Genomic DNA, 2,436 nt, shown 5'->3' on the forward strand with positions numbered 1-2,436 from the left:
AAGGTGCCGGAGCATGTCGTCGTCGTGTTCGACGAGGCCTACTACGAGTTCCTCGACAATCCGCCGGACACGCTCAAGTACGTCCGCGAAGGCCGCAACGTCGTCGTCCTGCGCACCTTCTCGAAGATTCAGGGCCTCGCCGGCACGCGCGTCGGCTATGGCATCGGACCGAAAGAGCTCATCGATGTTCTGCAGCGCACGCGCCAGCCCTTCAACCTCAACTCCATCGCCCAGGCGGGTGCGCTGGCCGGACTGCTCGATCAGGAGCATCAGGACAAGACGAAACGCATCACCGACGAAGGCCGCGACTATCTGCAGCAGCAGTTTGGCGAGATGGGTCTCGAATACATCCCCAGCTTCGCCAACTTCGTCCTTGTCAAAGTCGGCGACGGCAACGCCGTCTTCAAAGCGATGATGGACAAGGGCGTCATCGTTCGCGCCATGGCCGCCTACAAGCTCCCCGAGTGGGTCCGCATCTCCGTCGGCACCATGCCGATGAACGAGCGCTGCATCGAGGTGCTGAAGGAAGTGCTCAGGAAGTAGAGCTACAATTGCTTGATGCGCATATTGCGGAACTCCACCGGGCCTTTCTGACCGCAGAGGACGAGATGGCCTCGACGCCTGGAGAGATCGAGGGGCGGGCGGAAATTGCCTTGTGCTTTCAACTGTGTGAGTTCGGCGTCCTGCACGGTGGCGCCATCTATGATGACAGTGATCCGGTCGTTCTGGACGATGATCTCATGACCTGCCCAGATGCCCGCTGATACGGTTGTTTTACGATCTGCGCCTCGCATGCCAAAGATGGACGCATGCCGTTGCCAGTGTTCGATGTTCGCATACTGAGGGGCGTTGTCGTCCAGCATCTGGATTTCAAAACCGGTGTGTGAGAGAGATTTGAAAGCTGCTTTGTCCTCCGCGCACCAAATGCCGATGCCGCTGTTGCCACCGGCTGAGAGCCGCAGGTCGAACTTTAAATGAAAGCTGCCGAACTCGTTGTTTGAAATCAGGTCGCCGCCGGTGACTGTGCTGGTGAGCACCGCGCTGATGATCTGGTAGCCAGTGGTGTCACCTTTCCAGCCGGCGAGCGTGGCGCCGTCACAGAGCGGCGTCCAGACGGGCTGTCCGGGTTTTGTCTGGAGATCCAGCGCAAGCTGCCTGCTTCCGGCGGCAAGCGTGTTCAGGGACATGCGTGCGGTGGCCTGGCTCGGCAGTCGCATGACGAGCATGTCATTCTCGATTTCAACAAAATCTGCAAGGATGTCTTTTCCCTGGGTGTTGCTCCAGACGAACATTTGTTTGAGAGGAAAATTCGGATGTACGGGTGCGGAGGGAGCCGCCGCCGCAGGGGCGGTGGTTTTGAGCGTAGTCTCGGCCAACGGGATGATCCGCCGGTTCTGCACGGCTTCGCGCAGCGCCTTGATTGTGCCGGCTTCGTCCTTGCGGTTGTTTCGCAGAAGTTCAGCCTCGTAGGTTGCGAGCGTCTTGGTGTAGGTGTCGTAGAGAGGGAGAGTGCTTTTTTCGCGATCCGCCAGGTGCCGTCTGGCACTGTCTCGGTAAGTTTTGCGCAGGCTGGCGAGGATGGGATGGTCTGCTGAGCTGTCAGCAGGCATATCCTGGCCGGAACTTATCAGGGCGATCTCTGACTCGATGATCGGAACTGCATTGCGCATCTCCGGACGGGGTTGGATTTCCACCAGTCTGCGTTGCAAGGCCTGGAGATATTGCTCGCGGAGCGTGTTCATGGCCTCGCGCCATGGCTGGGCGGCCTGTTTTTCATAAGCGGCGGCGAAGGAGTCGTCGAGTGCGGAAACGCGGGCGTCGTTGATGGAGAGGGGCGCGGAGTTGTCCCACTCCACGAGGAAGGCGCGGATGGTTTGGTTGAGTCTTGCCGGTTCGTCTTCGAATATGTCATTCCAGCCGCCATCAGGTCCGTAAAAATACGTCATGTGTTCCAGCTTGGCGTTGGTGCCCGCGCCGTTGGGTTCGCCGCTGCCGTCTGAGTTGCGGGCCCAGGCGGTGAAGCTCCAAGGTTCACCCGTGATCCAGCGCCACTTGCCGTTGGCTGCCAGTTCGCCGCCGAGGGTCACGGCCTTGATGCCGGGCGGCATCGAGCGTTGGAGCCACCCCTGTTCTTCGCTGCTGGTGATGGTGGCCAGGTGTCCTCCCATGGCCTCAGCCCTGCGTTTGGCGTCGTTCCAAGTGATTGGTCCGGGGACAAATTTGTAGCGTGAGCTTTTAAAGGTCAGGGCATCGGCGGGAATCGAGGTGGATTGCGTGCGCACGCGTTTGGAAAGCGGCGTGATCGGCGGTGGAGAGGGCTTTGTGGCTGTCGGTGTGGCTGTCGTGGCCGTGGTCGTGGTTTTTGCAGGGACAGGTGCGGGGACTGGCGTAGTGGGCATCGAAGGCACTGCCGCCGCAGTGATCGTCGGGACGGGG

The 2,436-nt window shown here is 60.3% G+C and carries 2 protein-coding genes; one reads left to right on the forward strand and one right to left on the reverse strand.

The annotated features are described in order from the left end of the window. Positions 1–543: histidinol-phosphate transaminase (locus tag KDL09_RS10600; RefSeq protein WP_294384603.1), on the forward strand; the 543-nt coding region annotated here is incomplete at its 5' end. A 2-nt stretch (positions 544–545) separates the two neighbouring features. On the opposite strand, the gene KDL09_RS10605 is transcribed toward KDL09_RS10600, so the two are convergent. Beyond that, entirely contained in the window at positions 546–2,282 is a 1,737-nt protein-coding gene (locus KDL09_RS10605) for a family 16 glycoside hydrolase (RefSeq protein WP_294384605.1), read from the reverse strand. Between the last annotated feature and the right edge of the window lie 154 nt (positions 2,283–2,436).

Source organism: Prosthecobacter sp. (assembly GCF_020439865.1).
In the GTDB taxonomy this organism is placed as follows: Bacteria; Verrucomicrobiota; Verrucomicrobiia; order Verrucomicrobiales; family Verrucomicrobiaceae; genus Prosthecobacter.